The sequence below is a fragment of the Thaumasiovibrio subtropicus genome (assembly GCF_019703835.1).
GTDB classification, from domain to species: domain Bacteria; phylum Pseudomonadota; class Gammaproteobacteria; order Enterobacterales; family Vibrionaceae; genus Thaumasiovibrio; species Thaumasiovibrio subtropicus.
The window spans coordinates 2,193,062-2,215,930 of the sequence record NZ_AP023054.1 but is presented as its reverse complement, the minus strand read 5'-3'; the positions used below and the strand labels follow the sequence as shown (position 1 = coordinate 2,215,930).

Annotated in this window: 21 protein-coding genes; 10 read left to right on the top strand and 11 right to left on the bottom strand. The window is 48.7% G+C overall.

The genetic code is table 11. From position 1 onward, the window contains the following. Nucleotide 1 precedes the first annotated feature (1 nt). A complete protein-coding gene (locus TSUB_RS09775; protein WP_087017311.1) occupies nucleotides 2–592 on the bottom strand; it encodes a hypothetical protein in 591 nt (196 codons plus the stop codon). Nucleotides 593–747: 155 nt separating this feature from the next. Between TSUB_RS09775 and lolC the strand changes: the two genes are divergently transcribed. The 3 genes from lolC to lolE are packed head-to-tail and all read left to right on the top strand — an operon-like array spanning nucleotide 748 to nucleotide 3,881. Continuing rightward, nucleotides 748–1,947, top strand: coding sequence for a lipoprotein-releasing ABC transporter permease subunit LolC (gene lolC, locus TSUB_RS09770; RefSeq protein WP_087017313.1), 1,200 nt, complete (start codon nucleotides 748–750; stop codon nucleotides 1,945–1,947). Next, the gene (gene lolD / locus TSUB_RS09765) at nucleotides 1,940–2,644 is read left to right on the top strand and encodes a lipoprotein-releasing ABC transporter ATP-binding protein LolD (protein WP_087017316.1); all 705 of its coding nucleotides are present in this window, start codon (nucleotides 1,940–1,942) and stop codon (nucleotides 2,642–2,644) included. The genes lolC and lolD overlap by 8 nt, the downstream gene beginning before the upstream one ends. Next, nucleotides 2,637–3,881, top strand: coding sequence for a lipoprotein-releasing ABC transporter permease subunit LolE (gene lolE, locus TSUB_RS09760; RefSeq protein WP_087017318.1), 1,245 nt, complete (start codon nucleotides 2,637–2,639; stop codon nucleotides 3,879–3,881). The genes lolD and lolE overlap by 8 nt, the downstream gene beginning before the upstream one ends. Nucleotides 3,882–3,954: 73 nt before the next feature. Here lolE and TSUB_RS09755 read toward each other — a convergent pair whose 3' ends face one another. Next, complete coding sequence (locus TSUB_RS09755) at nucleotides 3,955–4,197, bottom strand: hypothetical protein (RefSeq protein ID WP_087017321.1); 243 nt, start codon at nucleotides 4,195–4,197, stop codon at nucleotides 3,955–3,957. A gap of 237 nt (nucleotides 4,198–4,434) precedes the next feature. Between TSUB_RS09755 and TSUB_RS09750 the strand changes: the two genes are divergently transcribed. Continuing rightward, nucleotides 4,435–4,938 (top strand): YegJ family protein, encoded by a 504-nt coding sequence (locus TSUB_RS09750; RefSeq protein ID WP_087017323.1) that lies wholly within the window; start codon nucleotides 4,435–4,437, stop codon nucleotides 4,936–4,938. Between the two features lie 12 nt (nucleotides 4,939–4,950). On the opposite strand, the gene TSUB_RS09745 is transcribed toward TSUB_RS09750, so the two are convergent. The 4 genes from TSUB_RS09745 to TSUB_RS09730 form a co-directional block, all read right to left on the bottom strand. Further along, nucleotides 4,951–5,274 (bottom strand): hypothetical protein, encoded by a 324-nt coding sequence (locus TSUB_RS09745; RefSeq protein ID WP_159064801.1) that lies wholly within the window; start codon nucleotides 5,272–5,274, stop codon nucleotides 4,951–4,953. 119 nt (nucleotides 5,275–5,393) lie between these two features. After that, a complete protein-coding gene (locus TSUB_RS09740) occupies nucleotides 5,394–6,470 on the bottom strand; it encodes an ABC transporter ATP-binding protein (protein ID WP_087017327.1) in 1,077 nt (358 codons plus the stop codon). Nucleotides 6,471–6,485: 15 nt separating this feature from the next. Then, nucleotides 6,486–8,231, bottom strand: a complete 1,746-nt coding sequence (locus TSUB_RS09735) for an ABC transporter permease (RefSeq protein ID WP_087017329.1) — start codon at nucleotides 8,229–8,231, stop codon at nucleotides 6,486–6,488. A 117-nt stretch (nucleotides 8,232–8,348) separates the two neighbouring features. Further along, nucleotides 8,349–9,683, bottom strand: a complete 1,335-nt coding sequence (locus TSUB_RS09730) for an ABC transporter substrate-binding protein (protein ID WP_192867820.1) — start codon at nucleotides 9,681–9,683, stop codon at nucleotides 8,349–8,351. Nucleotides 9,684–10,000: 317 nt separating this feature from the next. Between TSUB_RS09730 and TSUB_RS09725 the strand changes: the two genes are divergently transcribed. After that, nucleotides 10,001–10,624, top strand: coding sequence for a histidine phosphatase family protein (locus TSUB_RS09725; protein WP_087017334.1), 624 nt, complete (start codon nucleotides 10,001–10,003; stop codon nucleotides 10,622–10,624). Nucleotides 10,625–10,659: 35 nt separating this feature from the next. Here TSUB_RS09725 and TSUB_RS09720 read toward each other — a convergent pair whose 3' ends face one another. The 4 genes from TSUB_RS09720 to TSUB_RS09705 all read right to left on the bottom strand — a co-directional run bounded on the left by TSUB_RS09720 (nucleotide 10,660) and on the right by TSUB_RS09705 (nucleotide 16,106). Continuing rightward, the gene (locus TSUB_RS09720; RefSeq protein WP_087017336.1) at nucleotides 10,660–12,033 is read right to left on the bottom strand and encodes a sigma-54-dependent transcriptional regulator; all 1,374 of its coding nucleotides are present in this window, start codon (nucleotides 12,031–12,033) and stop codon (nucleotides 10,660–10,662) included. Next, nucleotides 12,015–14,027 carry an ATP-binding protein gene (locus TSUB_RS09715; protein WP_087017338.1) on the bottom strand — a complete coding sequence of 671 codons (2,013 nt, stop codon included), beginning with the start codon at nucleotides 14,025–14,027 and terminating at the stop codon, nucleotides 12,015–12,017. Before TSUB_RS09715 ends, TSUB_RS09720 begins: the two co-directional genes overlap by 19 nt. Continuing rightward, nucleotides 14,024–15,232, bottom strand: a complete 1,209-nt coding sequence (locus TSUB_RS09710; RefSeq protein ID WP_087017340.1) for an ABC transporter substrate-binding protein — start codon at nucleotides 15,230–15,232, stop codon at nucleotides 14,024–14,026. Before TSUB_RS09710 ends, TSUB_RS09715 begins: the two co-directional genes overlap by 4 nt. A 277-nt stretch (nucleotides 15,233–15,509) precedes the next feature. Further along, on the bottom strand, nucleotides 15,510–16,106 hold the full coding sequence (locus TSUB_RS09705) for a DUF2062 domain-containing protein (protein ID WP_087017374.1): 597 nt from the start codon (nucleotides 16,104–16,106) through the stop codon (nucleotides 15,510–15,512). Between the two features lie 20 nt (nucleotides 16,107–16,126). Here TSUB_RS09705 and TSUB_RS09700 point away from each other — a divergent pair, with 20 nt between their 5' ends. From TSUB_RS09700 to kdsB, 5 genes are read left to right on the top strand one after another with little or no spacing between them, the layout of a single operon-like run. Further along, a complete protein-coding gene (locus tag TSUB_RS09700) occupies nucleotides 16,127–18,439 on the top strand; it encodes a DNA internalization-related competence protein ComEC/Rec2 (protein WP_087017342.1) in 2,313 nt (770 codons plus the stop codon). Nucleotides 18,440–18,473: 34 nt separating this feature from the next. Then, nucleotides 18,474–20,234 (top strand): lipid A ABC transporter ATP-binding protein/permease MsbA, encoded by a 1,761-nt coding sequence (gene msbA, locus TSUB_RS09695; RefSeq protein ID WP_087017344.1) that lies wholly within the window; start codon nucleotides 18,474–18,476, stop codon nucleotides 20,232–20,234. Next, nucleotides 20,231–21,238, top strand: a complete 1,008-nt coding sequence (gene lpxK, locus TSUB_RS09690; RefSeq protein WP_087017346.1) for a tetraacyldisaccharide 4'-kinase — start codon at nucleotides 20,231–20,233, stop codon at nucleotides 21,236–21,238. Before msbA ends, lpxK begins: the two co-directional genes overlap by 4 nt. Further along, nucleotides 21,219–21,404: a Trm112 family protein gene (locus tag TSUB_RS09685; RefSeq protein WP_087017348.1), complete on the top strand. Its 186-nt coding sequence runs from the start codon at nucleotides 21,219–21,221 to the stop codon at nucleotides 21,402–21,404. The genes lpxK and TSUB_RS09685 overlap by 20 nt, the downstream gene beginning before the upstream one ends. Further along, nucleotides 21,401–22,153, top strand: a complete 753-nt coding sequence (kdsB, locus tag TSUB_RS09680) for a 3-deoxy-manno-octulosonate cytidylyltransferase (RefSeq protein WP_087017350.1) — start codon at nucleotides 21,401–21,403, stop codon at nucleotides 22,151–22,153. The genes TSUB_RS09685 and kdsB overlap by 4 nt, the downstream gene beginning before the upstream one ends. 69 nt (nucleotides 22,154–22,222) lie before the next feature. Here kdsB and TSUB_RS09675 read toward each other — a convergent pair whose 3' ends face one another. Beyond that, nucleotides 22,223–22,768, bottom strand: coding sequence for a hypothetical protein (locus tag TSUB_RS09675; RefSeq protein ID WP_087017351.1), 546 nt, complete (start codon nucleotides 22,766–22,768; stop codon nucleotides 22,223–22,225). Nucleotides 22,769–22,869: the final 101 nt, after the last annotated feature.

Below are 22,869 nucleotides of genomic sequence, written 5' to 3'. Positions count from 1 at the left end.
ATTACTTCTGACTGTCTGGATTGTTGCGTGCCTGTGCGCGGCGTTTAAGGATTTTTTGCTGTAAATGTAGCGCTGATCGAATCAGGATATCTCGGTCAGACTCTTGTATGCGAACGTAGTTCACTTTATACCTTATCTGTCCTTTCTCTGTCTGCTCAACTTGAGAAACCTGCCCGTAGCAATAAATCGCCGCAGCAGGTGACTCAAGGAAGATCTTAACCTTGATTAGCTGACCATGTTGCCACTGGTTAGCGCTGTCGAACAGCACAGTAAGGTGACCCGCACCAAAGGTTTCGGTGTTGTAGCGCGTTTCTTCCGGGTTTTGTTGTAGCAACACGTAACTCAGCAGCATGTTGATCTTTTCGTTTTGTACACTCAAGTACTTTAACAACGATTGCGAGTCGTCTTTTCCGAACGTTTGCAGCTCGCGCTCTGCCGCATCTTCAAGTTCAATACATTCACTCGCAACACGGAACAGTGGCGGAATCTCGTCAAGAAACGCCTCTTCTTCTGGTAGAGCGGCGTCATTGTTCAACGGTGCCAAGTTGACACTGATAGGGCTATGAACCGAGAAATATTCGTCTTGTTCCATGTCGAATTCCGATTTGTATGATGACTTGATTATCACGTAGCTTAACCTCTTCGGCAAGCTTCCGCTTGTTTTTCACTGTGTAATGACGAACTTACCTGTTAATCACGAGGTCAGACAGGTATTCTTGCAACATCTAAAATAATAGTGGTGAAAACGTGTTTAGATCAGTTCCACTTTTTATTGGTTGGCGCTATTTACGGGGACGTTCCGGAGATAAGTTCAGCCGTTTTGTGTCTTACATGTCGATGGCGGGCATTACCATCGGTGTGATGGCGTTGATTACCGTGTTATCGGTCATGAATGGCTTTGAGCAGCAGTTAAAAGGACGCTTGTTGGGCGTACTACCACACGCGCTGGTGTCGGCCGAAGCTCCTGTTAGTGGTGACGCGCCTGCGCACTATCTTGAACATCCTTCCGTTTACCGCATTACCCCTTTGAGTCGGAGTGAAGCCGTTGTACAAAGTGCGGAATCGCTCTCTGCGATTAACCTGATGGGAATCGATCCCGAAGGCTATGAACCGCTCGCCATGCATCTTATCAATGGCAAAATCTCTGATTTGGAAGCAGGAGAATACCAAATCATATTGGGTCGTGGCCTCGCGAACGACTTAGGGGTGCGCTTGGGCGACAAAGTGCGCGTCATGGTGACCTCGGTCAGCCAGTTTACCCCGCTTGGTCGTGTGCCGAGTCAGCGCAATTTTACCGTCACTGGCTTGTACTCTTCGTTAACCGATGTTGATAGCCAAGTAGCACTTGTGCACATTCGTGATGCAGGCCGCTTACTGCGATATCAAGATGGCACATTCACGGGATGGCGTTTGTATATCGATGATCCGTTTAATGTCCCGGCGCTAGAGAAGGATTTCGCGGAGGATGATCTGTTGTGGTCCGATTGGCGGCAACAGCGCGGTGAGCTTTTTCAAGCGGTAAAAATGGAGAAGAACATGATGAGCCTGATGTTGGGACTGATTATCGCGGTCGCGGCATTTAATATTATCTCTTCGCTAATCATGGTGGTGATGGAGAAGCAATCTGAGGTCGCTATATTGAAGACCCAAGGGATGGGACAGAAACAGATTCAGGCAATCTTTATGTTTCAAGGCGCGATCAGTGGCTTCATTGGCAGTGTGCTAGGTGTTGCTTTGGGTATCGTCCTGGCACTGAACTTAAATACATTGCTGACAACTATTGGCGCAACGACCTTATTGGTTGGTGGGCATCTCCCAGTGCTAATCCAGCCTGCACAAATTCTCACTGTGTTTATTTTTTCAATTCTATTGAGTTTCGGTGCCACGCTACTGCCAGCTTATCGTGCCGCTCAGTTAAAACCTGCCGAGACCCTACGTTATGAGTGATCCATTACTAACTTGTTCGAATCTGTTTAAGACGTTTGCCGATGGTGATGCTGAAACACCCGTCCTAAGAGATGTTAATTTCACCCTTCGCCGTGGTGAGCTCGCCGCGATAGTTGGCGCGTCGGGATCGGGTAAAAGTACGCTTTTACATATTCTTGGCGCGCTTGATACACCGAGTGAAGGTGACGTGATCTTTCAGGGGCAGTCACTGATGGCGATGAGCAGTAACCAACAGGCGAAGGTGCGCAATACGCATATCGGTTTTATCTATCAGTTTCATCACTTGTTAGCTGACTTTACCGCTGTTGAAAATGCCGCGATGCCGCTGCTGATTGCGGGGAAATCTCCGAAGCAAGCGAAAGATGAGGCTGCTATTTTGCTAGAAAAGGTCGGACTTGGACATCGCTTATCACATCGACCATCCGCTTTGTCTGGTGGTGAGCGTCAACGCGTCGCCATCGCGCGAGCATTGGTGAACAAACCCGCATTGGTATTGGCCGATGAGCCGACAGGTAACTTAGATCATAAAACGGCAGTTGAAACCTATGACCTCATGCGAGAGCTGAACAGTGCTTCGGGTACCGCATTTCTTGTAGTGACCCATGACCAGTCACTCGCACAGAAGATGTCTCGTCAGTTGACAATGCAAGATGGTGTGTTGCAAGAAGGCAATGCGTTGGAGGCAGCCCATGGCTAGTCCTTTGTCACTGTTTATCGGTGGCCGTTTTACCCGTGCTAAAAAACGCAACCGAATGGTGTCGTTTATTTCTGTCTCATCAATGATCGGGATTGCTGTGGGTGTAGCCGTGATCATTTTGGGCCTGTCGACAATGAACGGTTTTGAGCGTGAGCTAGAAAATCGCATTCTTGGCGTCATTCCTCACGGCGAGCTAGAGGGTGTCAATGAGCCTTTTATGCAGTGGCCACAGTTAGCGCAGAAAATTGAGGAGCACCCCAAGGTTGTGAGTACTGCGCCCTATGTCACGATGACAGGCCTACTGGAAAAAGGCGCAGCGCTTAAAGCGGTGCAAGTGCGTGGTATTGATAAAGAACGAGAGCAAACCATCAGTAATATTGCGCAGTATATTGATGACGAAGCGTGGGCAGCCTTTGAGCCGGGCAAGCAGCAAGTCATTCTCGGGCAAGGGATTGCGGCTCACTTGAATGTTGAGGTAGGCGAGTGGTTAACAGTGATGTTGCCGGATCCTGCTCCGTCGCGCCAGTTAAAATCGCCGCAACGACTTCGTATGCAAGTGATTGGGCTATTGTCGTTGGGAGGCCAGATTGACCATAGTTTAGCGATAGTGCCACTTGAAGACGCACAAGAGTACGCCAACATGATAAGTGGTGTGACTGGCATCTCGATCAAAGTGGATGATGTGTTTAATGCCCCTCACATTGTCCGTGAAGCAGGTTTTACTTTGCCCGTGCGTGCTTACATCAAGCACTGGAAACACGAGTTTGGGTATCTCTATCGAGATATCCAATTAGTGCGATTAATCATGTACATAGTGATGGTGCTGGTAATAGGTGTTGCCTGTTTTAATATCGTGTCGACCTTAATGATGGCGGTGAAAGATCGCGCTGGTGATATCGCGATTTTACGCACTATGGGTGCGGGTGATCGATTAATCAGTGGCATCTTTGTTTGGCAAGGGTTGCTGTCGGGATTGATTGGCTGTGGCATCGGCGCTGTGGTCGGTGTGGTTGCGTCTCTCAACCTGCCGCGTCTCATGCTTTGGTTAGAATCCCTGAGTGGTAGTGCATTTTTGTCAGGGGATATTTATTTCGTTGATTTCTTACCGACACAGTTACTCTGGAGTGATGTGGCCACTGTGACGTTAACGGCGTTGGGGTTGAGTTTGATTGCAACCTGGTATCCAGCGCGTCGTGCAGCGGCACTGGATCCTGCCTTAGTCCTTAGTAGTAAATAGTATGAAGGTAATGAAAAAGCCGCTGTGGTTGACCTCAGCGGCTTTTTTATGGTCTAGGTGTCGCGTTCTCGAATCAGGCTGCAGCGATTTTGGCTGACACTTTATCCATCATTTTCTTCATATCCGCGTCAATCTCATGCGGTAATACCCGAGAGATGATGTTCTGTAAAACGCGGATTTCATTGTCATCAATCTTACCGTCACGTTCTGCAATACGAAGAATATCGCCTAGCTCGCGCGCATCTAGCTTTCCGTCATCAGAAAAACAGCGAATAGAACGAAAAGACATTTCTAGGTAGTCCGTAGACTCGCTCATGGTCAATCCTTTAATGTTGTGTCTGTAGAATGAGAACGTTAGCGCAAGTGCGAGGCATTGGGTACGCGACATCATCGTGGTGCTAAAAACTTGCGAGATATCACAGTCTTTTAGGTAACAGATGTTTATGTTGTTGCGCATTGAGATGACTAAGCTCGGTAATCTGCGCTGAGTGGACGCGAGTCGTGCTTAATTATGGTAAGTAAAGGCGTGATTTATCAGTAGTAAGGAAGCAAAGTGTTAAGTAAAGGAATGGTTGGTTGTGGCCTGTTGTTGGCCAGTATCGTGAGTTCATTTGTTTGGGCTGTTGAAGATAAGATCGAAGATAGCGTGGTCTTTATCAGTGAACAGGATTTAGCGATGCAAGCTGCCATTTCTCAGGCGCAAGCGACACTGGATAACTTTTTCGCTGCAGAGGCCAATCCGCCTCAAGGCGCGGATGATTTCCGCTTAAAAGTACTTATGCGCGATGCGAAAGACAATGCTGAACATTTGTGGTTTATGCCTTTCAAAGAGGTGGAAGGGGGCTTTACTGGTGTACTCGCCAACGATCCGCATTGGTTAACGTATTTGGAGTACGGCCAAGTTTACGCGTTCACACGAGAGCAGATCACGGATTGGGGGTATCGCTTAGATGGCGAGCAGCAAGGCAGTTTTACGATCTGCGTGTTGTTTGAAACCATGGACGAGCAAGTCGTGAATCAATACAAAGACGATCATGGTTTTGTCTGTGAAGAGTAGTGTTTGTTACGCCTAGCAAGCAATCAGCGCACGTGCTTTTTCTCTAAACACCTCCCACTCCGGTTGTTGCATAGATAGCAAATTGGTTGGTTGAAAGGCGAGGTAGCAAATGTCCTCGGCTTCGGATAGGAGCGCCTGTACTTGTACGGTAGCTTTTGGGTCTAGATAGTTCCCTTCAATGCATCGGGTCGCTGCGATGCGAAAACGTGCCAATATCTCTTCAGGTACATCAGCAGGCGCTAAAGCATCGACTTGAGACTGGGCATCTAACGCCAAGAGTGACAAGGCGTCATTCAGATCATTAAGTGCGCTTTCCTTTGCGTTTGAGTGACTCATTTCCAAGCGGTTTCCATACATAAAAGTCCTCATAATAGCGCTATTAAAATGAAAAAAAAGCCCACTAAATGTGGGCCAATGTATTCACTGCTTTTTTATGGTGGTGTTGTTTCGATGGGTTAAGTCAGGGCAACAATTTCATCCGGGTTGAGCTGAAGCGTGACAGGTTCACCATCTTTAATGTGTTTTGTGCCTCGAAGGTGCGGGTCGTCGACCATGAGTAAATGACCGCCCACATCCACACCATACCGCACCAAGTGGCCAAGAAATTCTCGATGCCTAACGTGGCCCTGTAAGGCGATGCCTTGACTAGAGGTGGCGTGGTGGCAGATTTCCAAGCTTTGTGGGCGGAAAATCAGCGAAACATCGCCGCGTCGCGCTGTACTGTAAGGAAAATGTATCCCGGATTCTGACGTGAAAACCGCGCCCTGATTTGAATCATTCACCCTGCCATTTAAGACATTCGCTGTACCTAGGAAGTCTGCGACAAACTTGTTGGCCGGGTTATCGTAAAGTTCGATGGGCTCTCCAACTTGTTGAATGACGCCTTGATCCAAAACGGCAATGCGGTCGGAGATGGTGTTCGCCTCTTCTTGGTCATGGGTGACGAAAATGGTGGTCAATCCCAATTGACGTTGTAGGGAAAGCAAATCGCGGCGCATCTGTTCGCGTAAGTTGGCATCGAGGTTCGAGAGCGGCTCATCGAGCAAAAGGACGCGAGGCTCGACAACGACCGTTCTGGCGATGGCAACACGTTGCTGTTGTCCGCCAGAAAGCTGCGAAGGCCGCCGGTCAGCCAGATGGTGTAAGCCGACCAACGCTAAGGCGTCATCGACACGTCTATTTATCTCTGCTTTCACTACCTTGCGTTCCTCGAGGCCATAAGCGACGTTTTGGCGCACTGTCATATGTGGCCATAACGCGTAGCTTTGAAACACCATACCCACATTGCGAGTCCAAGGCGGTTGAGAGATCACATTCTCGTCCCCCAATAATATCTCGCCATTCGGAACGGGCCCAAATCCAGCAATAGCGCGCAGTAGTGTCGATTTACCTGAACCCGAAGGGCCAAGAAAAGCAAAAAACTCACCCGGTTGAATATCGAGATTCACGCCTTTGAGCACCTCCGTTTCGCCAAAGGAAAGGCTCAGGTTGTTTATCTTAATGCCGACTTTTTGGTTGTTTTCTAAACTCATGGGAAATTCCTTCTTCTAGTGACTTTTCTGGCCGTGGGCACGACGCGTACGTTCAACAATGGTGTGACTGAGATAAGTCGCTAAACCGACGATAAGCACCGCGATGACACCGAGTGCTGCGCCTGGGCCTCGACCAGCTGCACTTTGCATGAAGATGTACAAGCCATACGCGAGGGGGGCATCAGACTCTTGGGACACCAACATGATGGTGGCTGAAAGCTCGACCGCCGCGGTAGCAAATGCCGTGACGAACCCGGCTAAAATACCTGCCGCCATCAATGGGACGACGATCCGTCGGATGGTGGTGCTGCGTTTTGCCCCGAGATTCGAGGATGCTTCTTCAAGCGAGGGGCTGACCTGTTGCAGTGCTGCAACGCAGGAGCGCAAGGCATACGGTAAACGGCGTACAGAGAGTGCGATGACAATAATGCCCCACCAAGTTGCCATGGACGTACCGATGATGGGCAAATCAATATCATAGAAGGTGCGCAGGTAGCCAATGCCCAAGACCACCCCGGGTACCGCAAGGGCCGCCATCGCGCCGAAGTCTAGCCACTTGCGCCCGACAATCTTGGTTCGCCAAACAAGGTAGGCGATAGCGGTACCGAGAATGACATCAACAAGCCCGGCTAAGCCTGCGTAAAGTAGCGTGTTGTAGATAAAGTCTGAGGCTTGCGTTATCGCAGTTGTGTAGTGATCGAATGTGTAGGCATCAGGGAGAGGGCTAAAGCTCCAGATAGTACCTAATGAAAGTAGCAACAATGCGAAGTGTGGCGCGAGCACGAGCATAAGAATAAAGGCGATGACTGCGTAGCAACCCACTTTTTCCATGGGTCGCAGCTCGCGTTTCGATAACCCACCGCCACCTTTCTGGGTGGTTGAATAATCTTTACCGCGTAAAGCGAGAAAAGAGACCCACAGTGCGAATGCCGAGAAGGCCACCAGAATCACTGAGATGACATAGCCCATTGGGTCAGTGATGCCGACCGATGAAATCCGCAAATACGCCTGAGGCGCAAGCATGTCGTTGACGTTGAGTAGCAGCGGTGTGCCCAAGTCATCGAACACTTTGACGAAAACGAGCGATGCGCCTGCCACATAGCCGGGCATGGCCAGTGGGAAAACGATACGCCTGAACAGTCTCATCCCTGACGAACCTAGTGACTGTGCCGACTCTTCCATCGATCTATCTATATTTTGCAGCGCTGCAGAGAGGTTAATCAGAATAAAGGGGAAGTAATGAACACTTTGGACAAAGATGACACCATTTAACCCTTCCATAATCGGGATGGTAACGCCAAGGTACTCATCGAGCAGTAAGTTCATGGTGCCATTTTCACCAAACAACAATTGCATGGCCACAGCGCCAATGAATGGCGGCATAATTAAAGGCACAATCCCAAGGGTTTGGATGAGAACTGTGCCCTTAAACTGAAATCGGCTGGTGAAATAGGCCAGTGGCATCGCAATGATGGAAGCGACAATCACCGACATAAAAGCGACATAGAAAGAGTTAAAGAAGGACTCTTGAAACAGACTGGAGCTAAAGAAGTCCTGAAAGTTAACCAGAGAAAAACTGCCTTCTTGATTTTGAAAGGCAACAAAGATCACTTTCAAAACTGGAATAAATAAAAACAGTAAGATAAACGCTGCGATAATCGCCGCGGAGAGGTATAGCCCCCAATCTTCACGTATTTTTTTTACTAGTCCGTGATGGGGTTCGGATGCCTTCTTTGGTTCAGGCAGAGTGACACTACTCATAAGAAACTCCGTGTTCTTAAGATAAAGGTCCCCCCAACGTGAGCCCAGATTGGGTCACGCCCTAAGGGTGGGGGGAGAAAAGTGGCCAATGCCGAATGCGACATTGGCTCGGCCGCTTTACAGCAGATCGAGAGCTTGCTCTGCCAGTTGCTCGGCCTTCTCGTAGTTCTCGACGACAAGGTTGTCCCACGCCTGTTCGACTTCGGCTTGGCGAGCGCTGACTTCGTCGGTCGCTTTCTTGCGCTTTTTGGTAAAGATCGCCGCGAAAGCAGGGTCACTGGCTTGCTCTGCGCTGATCGGCACGGTAAAGACCAGGGCTTTCGCTTGTTCAACCAGCGCCATCGCATCGGCATTTCCTTTTGCTTTCGACTCTGCGTGGTGAATGGCTTGCATCGCATCTCTCAACTCATCGAGGCGGTAAGTAATCATCACATCAAACAAGCTGTTGACAACGTTGTAGCGAGACTTGGATAGCGCTAAGTCAAAGTCGACAGTACCTAACTGCTCGCCGGTAAAGGGGTTGGGGAAGCCTTCAGGTGTTTGTGCATACACCGCGGGGTTTACAGGTAAACGTTGAATCTTTTCATCGAGTAAGAGGTGTTGCCCCTCTTCAGAAAGTAAGAAGTCGATAAAGGCCTGTGCTGCTTCAGGGTTAGGGGCGTTGTTGATTTTGCCCACATTGGCTGGAACCAGTGCGGTTACCGTTGGATAGTGAAAATCAACCGGGAAGCCGCTGGCTTTTGATGAGAGACCAAAGAAGTCGATAACAATGCCGATGCCGAAAGAACCACTGTTAACCCCATCCGGGACGCCAAAACTGCGTTCTGTTACCGTTTTAAAGTTACCGGAAATGGCTTTCAGCGTCTGCCAACCTTCTTCCCAGCCTTTACCTTGCAAAATGGCTTCAACCGTCAGGTGAGTTGTACCGGAGCGCGATGGTGCTGACATACCCACATGGCGGTAATAGATCGGGTTGGCGAGATCTTCCCACTCTTTGGGAACGGGCAGTTTCTTAGCGCGAATGTATCTCTCATTCCACATCATGCCATACCCAGATAAGGCAAAGCCTTTGTAATAACCATCGGGGTCATTAATCGGAAAAGCGCCCACTGTTTCAGGAATGCCTTCTACTGAAGAGTCATATTGCGCGAGTAGGCCATTTTCTTTAAGCACTTCAAACGCATCTGGTGCGGAAGCCCAAAAAATATCAGAGCCATTTCGAGACGCCGTCTCTTGGAGATACTTTATCCCTGAGGTGGTCTTTTTCTTTAGTATCTCAACGGTGATGCCGGGGTATTTCTGCTCAAATGCTGTTTTATAGACGTCAGTGACATCGTTAGAAAACGAGGTCACGATAACAAGGTTTTTGTCAGACATGGCATACGCAGAGGCACTTCCCATGAGTAACATGATGGCGCCAGTGAGTTTGAGTGGTGTGATTATCGCTGTCATTTTGCACTCCATTGATCTTTTGTAGGGTGACGAGTCAATCGTATCGATTAACCTAACAGGAGCACTTCAATTGTTATGCCAATGTTAAAATTGATTTTTGTTTCTAAAATTCAAGTGGTTATACTTGTAGTCATGATGATGTATGTGTCATTTGGCGGACTTACTGCTAAATGAATAGGTCATTGATGACCGACGGAACAGGGGGAGAACTTATTATCTGTGTGAACAGACTCTGAAACTTCGATACGACACGTTGGGCGATGGCGAGTTTAGCGGCACTATCACTGTGCTGCTTAGCATGATAGGGAGATAGCACTTTGACAGAGATCCACCTTTTTCGGCATGGACAAACCGAATGGAACTTGACGGGACGTATGCAGGGCTTCAAGGACTCACCTTTGACCGCGCTGGGACAACAGCAGGCATTGGAGGCGAGGGGAAAGGTTGATGGTGTTGTATTCGATGCTGCTTACAGCTCGACAACGAGTCGCGCCTATGACACCGCAAAGCTCTTGCTTGATAGCGCTATCTTGGATGTGACTCAGTTAGATGACCTTCGAGAAATCAACATGGGCGTCTGGGAGGGTATGCAGCGTGAAGAGGTTGAAAAACACTATGCGGCGGACTATCACTCTTTTTGGCAACAGCCGAGTCAGTTTAGCGCAGAGGGGGCAGAGACCTTTTTATCACTGCAAACACGGGGCGTTAAGGTATTGAAACAGATCGCCAAGCATCATGACAAAGAAACTGTTTTAGTGGTTTCCCATGCTGGTTTCATTAAAACGGTGCTAACAGCGTTATTGGGGCATCCCTTAGATGACTTATGGAACGAACCGTTTGCGGGGAATCTGTCGCACAGTATCTTGAAAGCAGACAGTAAAGGAGAGCTTAAGGTGGTGCAGTTTTGTGATGAGAAACAGAATGTGATTGCCGCGATTTGATTGAATCATTAATGCACTTGAAACTGCAGCTCACGTTAACAGTCGTTTTCTTGTGCATTGCCGAGTGGAAGTGCATTGGGATTATAATCCTCCTTCTTCAAACCGAACTTCTTCATCCGTAGGTAAAGATTTTTTCTTGGGATATCGAGATGATCGGCCGTTGCGCCAATATGTCCCTCAAACTGATTCAGGGTATGGTGTAAAACCGAGTATTCGAACTGGGTGAGCTGGTGGGCAAGGCTGTGACACTCCGTTTTTTCGGTCGGGTAGATGAGATCGGAAATACCGAGCACAATACGGTCAGCTTCGTTCATCAGTTCACGGACATTGCCGGGCCAGTGGTGCTTCATCAGCTGTTCGAAATGGAGCGGAGAAAGCGCAGGTGCTTTGCGATCGAGCTTAAGTTCAGCAGCGTGGAGAAAATGGCCAAGTAGTAGCGGAATGTCGGTTTTTCGATCCCGTAAGGGAGGAATGTCTAAACTGGCGACATTGAGGCGATAGTAGAGGTCTTGACGAAACTGACCTTGCTGTGACCATTCGAGCAGATTTTCTTTTGATGCAGCGAGGACTTTGAGATCGACAGACACACTTTGATTACTGCCTACACGTTCTAGTTCTCCCTCTTGAAGGACTCTTAGAAGGCGGATTTGTGCCGAGAGCGGCATGCTTTCAATTTCATCCAAGAACAAAGTGCCGCCCGACGCGTATTCGATCTTGCCGATTCGCTTTTTATTCGCACCGGTAAAGCTGCCTGCTTCATGCCCAAACAGTTCCGATTCGATAAGGTTTTCGGGCATTGCGCCGCAGTTAATGGCGACAAACGGTTTGTCCTTGCGAGTCGATTGATTGTGCAGCGTCCGAGCGATTTTTTCTTTCCCTGTCCCTGTTTCACCATTGATGACGATATTGATATCGGCGTTTGCCAGTGTCACAAGACGTTGCTTGAGTTTGAGCATTGGCTCAGAGTCCCCGATCAACAGTTCATCGAGGGTAATTTGTCGCGTTGCCGCTTGCTTGAGCTTACGATTTTCAAGGGTGAGGCGGCGGTGTTGCGTAGCCTTGGCGGTAATACCCAGCAGATGCTCAGGGTGTAGCGGTTTTTCAATAAACTCAAACGCGCCTTGCTTGATACACTTCAAGGCTGTTTCTATGTCAGCATGGCCTGAAATGAGAATAACAGGCAGCTCGGTATCGAGTTGCTGCAAATGTTGAAGAAACGTCATTCCATCCATGTTCGGCATACGAATATCGGAAATAACGATGCTATTGCAGTTGTACTGAATACATGGCAGCGCTTTATCGGCGGATTCAAACGCTGTCACGGGATGGCCTTGTAAGCTGAGAATTTCGACGAGGCTATCACGCAGCTCTTTGTCATCTTCGACCAACACTACATGGATTTGAGACATAAGGTGACCTCCGTGCCGACTTGGGGGGACGATGTTATCTGTATGGTGCCACCAAAATCTTGGATGATGTTATGGGTGATGGACATACCCAGTCCCAGGCCATTCCCGACGTCTTTGGTAGTGAAAAAAGGTTCAAAAATTTGGGTGAGTTGCGCTTCATTCATACCGCAACCGTTGTCAATAATATGAATCTGAACGGTATCGCCACGGCGAGTGGCTCGGATCTGCAAGTGGGGCTCGTAACGCGCTGGTTGCTCGGTGTTACCTTGTTTCGCTTGTATTGCATCTAGACTATTGCTGATGAGATTGACTAAGACTTGTTCGAGGCGGACAGGGTTGGCGACGACACTGAGCGTAGGTTCAACCTCAATCTGATACCAAGGTTTGGGGAGCTTATCGGTGAACAGATCAATGGCATCGATGATCACGTTGCGTAGGGGGGTTCTTGTAATCTCATCATCGCTTTTACGTGCAAACGATTTGAGGTGCTGACATAGCCGTGTTGCACGTTCGGTGATTCTATCTATGGTGTTGAGTTTCTCTTTTGTTTTTTCGCTGTTGTGCTGATCAAGATACTGGTTAGCGAGATAGGTGTTAGAGCGAATCGCTGCGAGCGGTTGACTGAACTCATGCACGATCCCAGTCGTTAGTTGACCAAGTACTGCGAGTTTCCCTGCTTGCACTAACTCTTCTTGCGTCTCTTTAAGCTCCATTTCTGCTTGCTGGCGCTGCAAGATCTCATCGAGCAATTGGTTGTTCTTCTCCTCCAGATCTTGGGTTCGTTGGCGAAGTTGTTTCGCGGTTTCATTAAAAACATTGGTCGCACGAGCCAGCGAGGCCACTTCATCTTGCCCTTTAATCGTGATGGGTTGTTGAAGCTCTCCTTGTGCCAAATGGCGCATACTGCGCAGTACTTTTTCGAGTCGGTTAAGCAGTTGGGTTCGTAGAAAAACAGCCACAAATATGACTAAAACAATGATCACGCCTAACGTGAAATTGAGTTGGAAGCGGCTCTCACTTAACTGCTTGCTCAGTGCGATGGCTGTGGAGGTCGCTTGTCTTTCCGCATTGTCGACAGCTTGAGTGACGATCAGCCCCATACGCTGCACCATGGCTTGATTTTCTGCGAGAAGAGATTGATTTCCTTCGTCGAGTGCGAGCACTTTCAGGCTTTTATTAATGGTGCTGGACTGTCCTGTAATGAACTCGTTTAACTGCAGTGCGATTTGCCGGATGGTGACTGTGCTTGGCAAGGGAGCCAGGGCATCAATTTGCTCAGCAATGGCGACGACGGTTTCATCTATCATGCTTTGCGCCGCGAGAATGTCGGTACGGTTATCAAATAGTGAGACTCGCTGGAGTAAGTCGAGTACCAGATTCACGTCGGCTTCGAGCTTGAGCAGTTGCGTTTGGGTATTACTTTCGGTGTTCAGCCGCGCAAACTCTTCTGCGGTAAGTTGTTGGCGGCGTTTGAGCTTCTCCATCAATAACCCAAGGTTAAACTGACTCTCTTGGCTTAGTGGAATGACTTCATCGACAAAGTCAATCTGCATCCAGTAGAGTTGTTGGCGAGTTTGCCGTTGCTGTTGTTGAACGATCAACTTCTGCTGGGTGTTAGTGTAAATTTGGTCAATGTTGTCGCTGAGCGCGTTAGCAAGAGTATGGATTTCGTTTTGCCGATGTACACTGACCTGTTTTGGGTCGATTGACGTTAGCCGAGGGAGCGCTTTTTGCAGATCTTGATGGGCCTTGTTTAACCCTGAGGTGTTAGTCGCGAGTGCTAAGTTTGTCGCGGCGGTGGTGATTTGCCCGCCTTGTTCGGCAAACTTTGCCGCAGACACTAAGATGGGCAGTTGCTCTTCTACCCAGCTCTCAGAAGCCCGAGTGAGGTTTTGCAAAGTAAGGGCATTCGTAATGACTAAGCCAATAGCAAGACTGCCTAATAAGACGAATAGGGCGAAAATACGGGTGGCGATACTGTGGCGTTTTTTCATTGCGTCACCTCGCTCTCTATTGTAGCGAGTACTGCCATCGCTTCGGTCAGTTGCGTGTGCATTTCAGTCTGCCAGTTTTGAGTAATACGCTGATAGAACGCATCATACTTTTGTGATGCGCTCAGTTGCCGATTTAGTGTTGGGTCTGAGGCAACAGATTCGTCAACCGGGATTTGCATCAAGCGATCAACGATACGGTGGAGTTCAATGCGCTGTGGCTTGGTCAGCGCTTGATTATTCAGTGCGTGCCACCGCGCCCAGAAGGTGTGAAGTCCTTCCAGTCGATGCGTAATCCACTGGTCGAACAAGGCATTGACCGTATTGTATCGTGATGCGGAGAGAACCGCATCAAACTCAGGTTGGTATGCGCTGAGCTGCTTGGCATCCGTCAAGGATATGCGGCTGACTTGGGGCAGTGATAGGATTGCTTGTCCTTGGTCGGACAATAAAAAGTCGACAAACTGTTGGCGTTTAGGGTGTGTATCCTTATGCGCGGTTAACCCAACTTGAGCGGGGATTAATGGGGTGTGACGCATTGGCTGAAAGGCAACGTTGGCACCTTGTGCTAGGGCGCTACGATAGAAAAAATCGACCACAGGCGCGACGGTAAAACGTTGTCGCAATATGCCTTCTCTTACGCCGAAGCTGCGCGCGGTAATCGTCGACAGGTTGCCGCCAAGTTGGAGTAACAACTTCCACCCTTCTTCCCATCCATACTGTTGCAAAATAAGCTCAATGATGAGGTGATTCGTCCCTGAACGAGAAGGGGCGCTCATCGCAACTTGGTGTCGAAACTGTGGCTGTAAGAGCGTTTCCCAACTATCTGGCCGAGGGAGATTTAAGGCTGCGAGTCTGCTCTGGTCCCAGAAAAATCCAAATTGAGACCACGCAAAGGTGTAAGCGTCAGAGACTTGACCATGGAGTTGGAGCTGAGCCATTGCATCGGCGCTGCTCAACCAGACCAGATCCGCTTTCGGGCTCCGGTCTTGTTTGAGGTGGGCTATCAGCGCCGGGGTTTTTTTATTGATGACTCGGACGGCGACATGGGGGTGCGATTGCTCAAACTGAGTTTGTATCGGTGAGTAAAAGCTTTCGGGGAATGAGGTGAGGATAACAAGGTGCTGTGAGGATATGCCTTGACTACTCTGCGCATAGACACTGCACATGAATATGAATCCACTGAATATCGACAACCACTTTGCCATATCACTCTGCCTTCCTGCCACGTTGGATTCATTATGTGGAAATTGGCGACTTTTAACAAAGTTGAAACATGAAAAGTGTGAGGCGGTCGAGCGATGTTAGGAATGTGTCAGAGTTGGCAAAATGATCAAGAAAAAGCAGTGTGTTAAGTCACTTTAGGATAAGTGACTCACAGCTTTTTTGTTTGTCATCGAACTGCCTTGGATCTGACGGTGGCGTCTCACGGATGATTTGCCACCGATTGAGTGGGGGAGTATCGCCTAAAACACGAGACTTTAACTAGTCAGGCTTAGCGTCATTTTCTGCCGGTTTGCGGCTGCCAGGTAACACTTTTTTGAGTTTATCGGCAGGTATTTTTAACGATAGGCGGCGAATTCGACGTTTGTTCCAACTGCGCACAACGGAATATCGCCACAGCCATTGAATACTAAAATAGCCAAACAGCGCAAAGAGAAGCCCACAAACGAGGCAGCCTAATAGGAATGGCGGGCCAAGAATGGACATTTGCTCGGCAAGATAACTCCATGATAACTCGAAGTAGAACTCGTGCCTTGGGGTATTAAGTAGCCATGCGCCGACTTTGTATGCCAAGTAGAACATGATTGGCATCGTGATGGGATTAGAGATCCACACCAAGGTTACTGAAAGTGGTAGGTTGACGCCAAAGGCGATAGCGAGGCCTGCCGCCATGATCATTTGGCTGGGTAAAGGAACGAAGGTCATGAAGAGACCGACAGCGAAGGCACCGGAAGCAGAACGACGATTGAGACACCATAAGTTAGGGTTGTGCAACAACGAGCCGAAAACACTTAACGCTTTTTGGCGTTTGATGTGCTCATGGCTCGGAATAAATCGTTTAATTAACTTTTTTGGCATAGTGTCTCTGAAATAGCCTGATGAGATTACTTGCATTGGCCCTTGTGATACCCATTTTGGTATCGCCTTGGTGGCCCCGGCTTTTATCACTATCTGAGTTGCTGGCAATAGTTGGCAGTGTAGTGGTATTTATTCTGGTGTCACGTAAAAACTATTACTTTTTTGTACCGCTTGTCAGTTTTTGTATCGGAGTGTGTATCCTGCATATTCATGCGGCACATTACCGTTTTACCGCCGCTCAGCTTGTCACAACATCCTCGGATCAGCCGCAGGATATTACCATAGTCGGTCGTGTCGTTACCCTGAGTTCTTCCTCTTTTTCCCAAAATTCAATTTTGGTTTCGGTTAGGGAAATAAACGAGACAAAATTGCCTATTTTATCCCGCCCTTTGCTGCGACTGTATTATCCTAAGCCGCCAGAAAGATGGATGAAAAGTGGACAGACGGGAGAATGGACGATTCGCCATCGATTACCTTTTGGACGGGTTAACGTGGCGGGTTTTGATAGCGAGAAGTATGCGGTTGCGAATGGCGTTCATGGCACGGGGCGCGTTATTGGCAGTGTTATCAAAGAAACGAGTGTTACACTCCGCCAAAGGCTTTTTGACCGAGTGGTGCGCTTGACTGACGGGTTGGCGAGCCAACGCTTTTTGTTGGCACTAAGCTTTGGCTATCGTGCAGGTTTAACGCAAGATGACTGGCAACACCTTGCGAGCAGTGGTTTATCTCACCTGATGGCTATCTCTGGCTTACATATCGGAATGCTCTTTGTTATCGGGTGGCGGATAGGAGGAGTGATTCTTCGTTTTGTCCCTGATACCCGTTATCACCCTGTATATCCTCTTATTATCGGTCTTGTCGCGGCGACGTTTTACGCCTGGCTGTCTGGATGGAGCTTGTCCGCGCAACGTGCGCTATTGATGTGTGTAGTCGCTAGCGTATGGCTTATCAATGTGAAACGGTATCGGCCCATCGACCTCTGGCTGTTTACTCTTGCCATAGTATTGGTTATTCAACCTTTTTCTACTCTGGGATATGCCCTTTGGCTTTCATTCGGTGCCGTTATTGCCCTCATTGCGTTGCATACGTGGTGCAGAACGTTGGGTAAGTGGCAGCAGATTATAGTGATGCAGTTAGGGCTTAGTTTGATGTTATCCCCATTACAGCAAACTTTGTTTGGGGGCATTTCGTTACTGAGCCCCATACTCAACCTATTCGCAATCCCTTACTTTGCGTTCAGTGTGGTACCCACTCTGATGATGACGCTCCTTATAACCCTGATTTCATCGACAGTTTCTGACAACGCTTTGGTGCGCTGGATAGCTGAAGGACTTTGGTGGTGTGCAGATATGGCGCTATGGCCGATTAATGCGATGCTGCCATTGTTTGAGGGACAACTAGTTTCACTATCCCCGTCATGGAGATGGGCCGCGGTTGTGGCGGTGATTGCAGCCATTTTGTGTTGGTTATTGCCGCGTCGTTATTGGCGTATGCATTTTGTGGTCGCAGGGGTACTTATTTTGACGCTGCAGAGTAGGGGCCTTTCTTATCGTGACTGGCAATTGAGCATGCTGGATGTTGGACATGGGTTAGCCATCGTGATCACCCAAGGCGAAGAGGCCGTGTTGTACGATACGGGTAAAAGCTGGCAAGGCGGGAGCATGGCGAACAGCGTTGTTACACCCGTTTTGGAGCAATGGCAGATAACCGAGTTGGTGGGTTTGCTAATCAGTCATGGTGATAATGACCATGACGGCGGTGCTAACGATATAACGGCATACTGGCAACCCAGTTGGCAAAGAAGTAGCGACTATCGTGAAGGATATCAACCTTGTAGCCGGGGGCAGTCTTGGTCTTGGGGAAGACTGAGATTCGAGGTGCTTTGGCCGCCAAGGCAGGTGAAACGTGCACGTAATCCGCACTCTTGCGTTGTGCAGATCAGTGATGGTCGACATCGTGTTGTATTGACAGGGGATATTGATGCCATCTCAGAACTGCTCTTAGCACAGGATGCCCCAATAAACACTCATTGGGTGACCGTGGTTTCGGTCCCGCACCATGGTAGTAAAACCTCCTCGACTCAGCGATTTATCGACCTACTGTCTCCTGATATCGCATTGGCTTCTGTTTCGCGGACAAACCCTTGGGGCTTGCCATCCGAAGCTGTAAAGCAACGGTATGTGCAAAGTGGGGCTCAATGGCTGACAACCGTTGAACATGGGCAGATCACGATCACATTTAGCGAACTTGGTTATCAATGGAGTGGCGAAAGAAGCAGCAGGCAAAACTATTGGTATCGTAAGTTATTTGTTGAGTTGGAAGGAAGTAAGTAGAATGTTCACAATGCATTATTAATAATTAGTTCATATGACCAACAAAACTGACGAAACTACCTGGCAGACGTTTAAACGTTTGTGGCCCTACATTAGCGTTTATAAAGCCGGTCTTGTCGTAGCAGTGATTGCACTCATACTCAATGCTGCCGCTGATACATTAATGATTTCAATGATTAAGCCACTGCTTGATGAGAGTTTCGGTTTTGATGACCTCAATTCTAGCTTTCTTGCCATGATGCCGTTCTATCTGATCGGGTTAATGGTACTGCGGGGGCTGTCTGGATTCGTTTCTACTTACTGCTTGAATTGGGTTTCCGGCCATGTCGTGATGAAAATTCGCCGCCAGTTGTTTAACCACTTTATGAAAATGCCAGTTAGCTACTTCGATAAGGAAGCTTCCGGTTCATTGTTGTCGCGAATTACCTACGATTCAGAGCAAGTGGCAGCCTCGACCAGTGGCGCATTGGTGACCATAGTGCGAGAAGGGGCATCAATTGTTGGTTTGATGGCACTAATGTTCTATCACAGCTGGCAACTCTCAGCCATTTTATTGGTTGTTGCCCCTGTTGTGGCAATGACGATTGGCATCGTTTCCAAACGTTTCCGTAAAGTGTCAAAAAACATGCAAGAAGCCATGGGCTCTGTGACCAGCAGTGCAGAGCAAATGCTAAAAGGACACAAGGTTGTTTTAAGTTACGGTGGTCAGCAAGTAGAGAAAAACCGCTTTGAAGTGGTGAGCAATCGCATGCGCCAACAAACGATGAAGTTGGTGACGGCGCAGGCAGCAGCAAACCCGATTGTTCAGATCATTGCGTCTTCGGCATTGGTGGTGGTTTTGATTCTTGCCAATACAGAAGCGATTCACTCGCAACTGTCGGCAGGCACGTTTGCATTAGTGTTTGGCGCTATGTTTGGCCTGATGCGTCCGTTGAAATCCTTAACTAACGTTACTTCGCAGTTCCAGCGCGGTATGGCGGCATGTGAAACGTTGTTTGGTCTGATGGATCTTGAAACTGAAAAAGACAACGGCAGTTTTGAGGTAGCGCGTGCTAAGGGCGAAATCAAAGTGAATGACGTGACCTTTACTTATCCAAGTAAAGAGTCGCCAGCATTGCGTAATGTCAGTTTTGACTTGCCTGCGGGGCAGACGATCGCGTTAGTCGGACGGAGCGGGTCAGGTAAAAGTACTATCGCCAATCTAATGACGCGCTTTTATGATATCGACAGTGGTGAAATTACACTGGATGATCACAAGCTAACCGATTACAAGTTGGTTAACCTTCGCGATCAGGTCGCTATTGTGTCGCAAAATGTGCATCTATTTAACGATACTATCGCAAACAATATTGCTTACGCGGCGGAAGAGAAGTACAGCCGTGAAGAGATAGAACGCGCAGCTAAATTGGCTTACGCCACCGACTTCATCAATGATATGGAGAACGGGTTTGATACTGTCATTGGCGAAAATGGCGTCAGTTTGTCGGGTGGTCAGCGACAACGCCTTGCCATTGCACGAGCACTATTGCGAAATGCGCCAGTACTTATTCTTGATGAAGCAACATCGGCACTAGATACCGAGTCGGAGCGCGCTATTCAGGCTGCGCTAGATGAGCTACAAAAAGATCGCACCGCGATCGTGATTGCGCATCGCTTGTCGACCATTGAAGGGGCAGACCAGATACTCGTTGTTGATGAAGGTGAGATCATTGAACGTGGTACTCACCAAGAGCTACTGGCGCTAAAAGGAGCCTATTCACAGTTACATCAAATACAGTTCGGTGACAGTGCATGATAGAGACGCTGTGGTTTCAACCTCGTTGGTATCACCGCTTATTGTGGCCCTTGTTGTGGCCACTAAGTCGCGTTTATCGCTCGATTTCGCGGAAACGCAAATTAGAGTTTGAAACAGCGAAGCGCGTCAGTTATCGCCCAAGTGTCCCTGTGATTGTTGTAGGCAATATAACGGCCGGAGGAAATGGGAAAACACCGGTCGTGGTATGGCTTGTTGAGTGGTTAAAGCAGCAAGGGTATCGTCCGGGTGTCGTTTCTCGAGGCTATGGCGCGAAAGCGCCGCATTACCCTTATGTCGTAAAAAAGGACTCGCCAGCCGAACATGCTGGTGATGAGCCACTGTTAATCCGGCAACGAACACGTGTTCCCGTGGTTATCGCGCCGCGACGAGCAAGAGCCGTGGCAGAGTTGGAAAAACAAGGCGTCAACATTGTCGTCACAGACGATGGCCTGCAGCACTACGCGTTGCAACGTGACATCGAAGTGATCGTGATTGATGGTCAGCGTCGGTTCGGGAATGAAGAGTTCATACCGTTAGGGCCGCTTCGTGAAGGGCTTGAGCGGTTAAAAACAGCGGATCTGCTGATCACCAATGGCGGTGAGCCGCAAGAGAATGAATGCGCGATGAGGCTGAAGCCAAGCCGATTTGTCAATGTCAAAACAGGCAAAAAAGTCGAAGCGAGCCACTTTGAACATGCTGTCGCCATTGCGGGTATCGGCCATCCGCCTCGCTTCTTCGATACGTTGACTGACTTAGGTATCGCATTGGAAAAAACGGTGGGCTTTGCGGATCATCAAGCCTATGATGCAGAGACACTGAACAATTTAACGCCATCACAGCAGCCTTTGCTAATGACAGAGAAAGATGCAGTGAAATGTCGCCACTTTTCTCAACCTCATTGGTGGTATTTACCTGTCGACGCTGAGATGGATAGCCGCGTAGCAGAAACGCTACGTGTGGCATTAGATAAAGTAAAGGAAAAATATGGATCACCGACTGCTTGAAATCGTGGCTTGCCCATTGTGTAAAGGTAAGCTGAATTTTGATAAGGATAATAACGAGTTGATTTGTAAGTTTGATCGATTGGCTTACCCAATTCGCGACGGTATTCCGGTGTTGTTGGAAACGGAAGCTCGGCTCATTCCTGTTGATGAGGTGAAACCAACATGAGTTTCACCGTCATCATTCCGGCGCGATATCAATCAAGTCGACTTCCTGCGAAACCACTCGCTGATATTGCTGGAAAGCCCATGATTCAGTGGGTGTATGAACAAGCGAGTAAAAGCGGCGCGCGTCAGGTGATTGTCGCGACCGATGACCAGCGCATTGCCGATGCTGTGGAGGGTTTTGGTGGTGTGGTCTGTATGACTCGTGAAGATCATAATTCAGGTACAGAGCGCCTTGCTGAAGTGGTTGAAAAATTTGCCTTGGCTGACGATGAGATTGTCGTCAACGTGCAAGGCGATGAGCCACTTATTCCTCCTGTCGTGATTGACCAAGTTGCAGAGAATTTAGCGTGTAACAATGTCGCTCTAATGGCGACATTGGCGGTGAACATTGACCATGAAGATGAAGTCTTTAATCCGAATGCGGTGAAAGTGGTCACTGATGCTCAAGGCTTCGCGCTCTATTTTTCTCGTGCTTCCATTCCGTGGGATCGCGACCATTTTGCGACTGAGCCAAAAGCGATCGTCCAACCTTTAATGCGTCATATTGGTATCTATGCCTACCGAGCCGGGTTTATTAATCGTTACATTAGCTGGGAACCCACGCCCTTGGAGCAAATAGAAGCGTTAGAGCAACTTCGTGTGCTCTATTACGGCGAAAAAATTCATGTGGAAGTGGCGAAAGAAGTACCACCTGCTGGGGTTGACACACAAGCTGATCTCGATGCGGTGCGCGCTTACCTGAATCGTTAAGTGTATGCTTTAGTAATAAATAACAAAAAGCCTCGCAGTAGCGAGGCTTTGTTATTTCAGGTGCACTTCTTAGAATTTGAAGCGAGTTGTCACCATGATTTGATCGTCGTAAGTGTAGTTGAATCGACCTTCTACACCGATAGAGAACAGCTCAGTGGCGTGGAAGCGGCCCGTTACCATACCGAAAGTTTTGTCTTCGCTACCCACTGTGGAGTGACCCACTTTACCTGCGACTTCAAGCTGCGGCCCCAACCATTGGCGTACACCAAGGTTGATTTCCATCCCCCAGTCACCCGAAGATTTGTTGTTGCGGTCATTAAACATGCGCATTTTCAGCTCACCGAACATGTCCGCCCAGTTGTTCACTGGTGCGTGGAAACCGACACCTGCGCCTAGGTCAAGGTCACGCTCAAACTCGGTATCAAGATGCGCGATCAGGTGCGCATTGGGGTGAATCGACTTACTGATAGCACCACCGTAAGTGACTGGACTGATACCGATGCGTGCTTCCATATAGTCGTAGCTGAAATTACTCATCATAGTTTGGCTTTCAGCCATAGCGACGGAAGAGCTAGCTGCCAGTACGACGCCCATCGCGAGAAGTGTTTTACGCATATTTGAATCCAAATTCCCTAAAATTAACGACTTATTCTATTGATATCCAGAATCGACTGCAAGGCAGAGATTGTCATACCTTTGTCAGTCGAAGAACATTG